The sequence below is a fragment of the Oceanobacillus massiliensis str. N'diop genome, from assembly GCF_000285495.1.
Lineage (GTDB): Bacteria > Bacillota > Bacilli > Bacillales > Amphibacillaceae > Oceanobacillus > Oceanobacillus massiliensis.
Genome location: NZ_HE610984.1, coordinates 1 through 2,928 on the forward strand (window position 1 = coordinate 1; position 2,928 = coordinate 2,928).

General features: G+C 52.3%; 1 rRNA gene. It reads right to left on the reverse strand.

Features of this window, described 5'->3' with window-relative positions:
- A 23S ribosomal RNA gene (locus tag OMHG_RS17390) occupies positions 1–2,877 on the reverse strand; the annotation flags it as partial.
- Positions 2,878–2,928 lie beyond the last annotated feature (51 nt).

Genomic DNA, 2,928 nt, shown 5'->3' on the forward strand with positions numbered 1-2,928 from the left:
ACGTGTCACCACGCTTCCACCTCGAACCTATCAACCTCATCGTCTCTGAGGGATCTTACTCACTCGAAGTGATGGGAAGTCTCATCTTGAGGGGGGCTTCATGCTTAGATGCTTTCAGCACTTATCCTTTCCACACGTAGCTACCCAGCTATGCTCCTGGCGGAACAACTGGTACACCAGCGGTGTGTCCATCCCGGTCCTCTCGTACTAAGGACAGCTCCTCTCAAACTTCCAACGCCCACGACGGATAGGGACCGAACTGTCTCACGACGTTCTGAACCCAGCTCGCGTACCGCTTTAATGGGCGAACAGCCCAACCCTTGGGACCGACTACAGCCCCAGGATGCGATGAGCCGACATCGAGGTGCCAAACCTCCCCGTCGATGTGAACTCTTGGGGGAGATAAGCCTGTTATCCCCGGGGTAGCTTTTATCCGTTGAGCGATGGCCCTTCCATGCGGAACCACCGGATCACTAAGCCCGACTTTCGTCCCTGCTCGACTTGTAGGTCTCGCAGTCAAGCTCCCTTCTGCCTTTACACTCTTCGAATGATTTCCAACCATTCTGAGGGAACCTTTGGGCGCCTCCGTTACCTTTTGGGAGGCGACCGCCCCAGTCAAACTGCCCGCCTGACACTGTCTCCGAACCGGATCACGGTCCTGGGTTAGAATGTTCATACAGCTAGGGTGGTATCCCACGGGTGCCTCCACGTAAGCTGGCGCTCACGCTTCCAAGGCTCCCACCTATCCTGTACAAGCTGCACAAACAGTCAATATCAGGCTACAGTAAAGCTCCACGGGGTCTTTCCGTCCTGTCGCGGGTAATGCGCATCTTCACGCATAGTATAATTTCACCGGGTCTCTCGTTGAGACAGTGCCCAAGTCGTTGCACCTTTCGTGCGGGTCGGAACTTACCCGACAAGGAATTTCGCTACCTTAGGACCGTTATAGTTACGGCCGCCGTTTACTGGGGCTTCGGTTCTAAGCTTCGCTTGCGCTAACTCTTCCCCTTAACCTTCCAGCACCGGGCAGGTGTCAGCCCCTATACTTCGCCTTTCGGCTTCGCAGAGACCTGTGTTTTTGCTAAACAGTCGCTTGGGCCTATTCACTGCGGCTCCTCCTTAAAGGAGCACCCCTTCTCCCGAAGTTACGGGGTCATTTTGCCGAGTTCCTTAACGAGAGTTCTCCCGCTCACCTTAGGATTCTCTCCTCGCCTACCTGTGTCGGTTTGCGGTACGGGCACCTATGATCTAACTAGAGGCTTTTCTTGGCAGTGTGAAATCCGGAACTTCGGTACTCAATTTCCCTCCCCATCACAGCTTGAAATTGCCAGACGGATTTGCCTATCTGACTTTCTCACTGCTTGGGCGCACGATTCCATCTGTGCGCATTCCTTATCCTTCTGCGTCCCCCCATCGCTCAAACAATCATGAGGTGGTACAGGAATATCTACCTGTTGTCCATCGCCTACGCCTTTCGGCCTCGGCTTAGGTCCCGACTAACCCTGAGAGGACGAGCCTTCCTCAGGAAACCTTAGGCATTCGGTGAAAGAGATTCTCACTCTTTTTTCGCTACTCATACCGGCATTCTCACTTCTAAGCGCTCCACCAGTCCTCACGGTCTGACTTCACAGCACTTAGAACGCTCTCCTACCATTGTTCGTAAGAACAATCCGCAGCTTCGGTGATACGTTTAGCCCCGGTACATTTTCGGCGCAGAGTCACTCGACCAGTGAGCTATTACGCACTCTTTAAATGGTGGCTGCTTCTAAGCCAACATCCTGGTTGTCTGGGCAACTCCACATCCTTTTCCACTTAACGTATACTTTGGGACCTTAGCTGGCGGTCTGGGCTGTTTCCCTTTCGACTATGAACCTTATCACCCATAGTCTGACTCCCAAAGCTAAGTAACTGGCATTCGGAGTTTGACTGAATTCGGTAACCCGGTAAGGGCCCCTAGTCCAATCAGTGCTCTACCTCCAGTACTCGTTCTTTGAGGCTAGCCCTAAAGCTATTTCGGAGAGAACCAGCTATCTCCGTGTTCGATTGGCATTTCACCCCTACCCACACCTCATCCCCGCATTTTTCAACATACGTGGGTTCGGGCCTCCAGTCAGTGTTACCTGACCTTCACCCTGGACATGGGTAGATCACACGGTTTCGGGTCTACGACCGCATACTCATTCGCCCTATTCAGACTCGCTTTCGCTGCGGCTCCGTGTCTTCCACTTAACCTTGCATACGATCGTAACTCGCCGGTCCATTCTACAAAAGGTACGCCGTCACCCATTAACGGGCTTCGACTACTTGTAGGCACACGGTTTCAGGATCTATTTCACTCCCCTTCCGGGGTGCTTTTCACCTTTCCCTCACGGTACTGGTTCACTATCGGTCACTAGGTAGTATTTAGCCTTGGGAGATGGTCCTCCCGGATTCCGACGGAATTTCTCGTGTTCCGCCGTACTCAGGATACACTCCGGAGGAAATTCCTTTTGGACTACAGGGCTCTTACCCGCTATGGCTGACCGTTCCAGGTCGATTCGTCTAAAGAATTTCTTTGTAACTCCAATGGAATGTCCTACAACCCCAGAAAGCAAGCTTTCTGGTTTGGGCTCTTTCCGTTTCGCTCGCCGCTACTTGGGAAATCGATTTTTCTTTCTCTTCCTCCGGGTAATGAGATGTTTCAGTTCCCCGGGTCTGCCTCCTGCATCCTATGTATTCAGATACAGATGCTGCTCCATTACGAACAGCGGGTTCCCCCATTCGGAAATCCCCGGATCAAAGCTTACTTACAGCTCCCCGAGGCATATCGGTGTTAGTCCCGTCCTTCATCGGCTCCTAGTGCCAAGGCATCCACCGTGCGCCCTTATTCACTTAACTAAGTTACAGTAAATAAGCGTACTAATTATTAGCCTTGCTTTATTTCTAAAA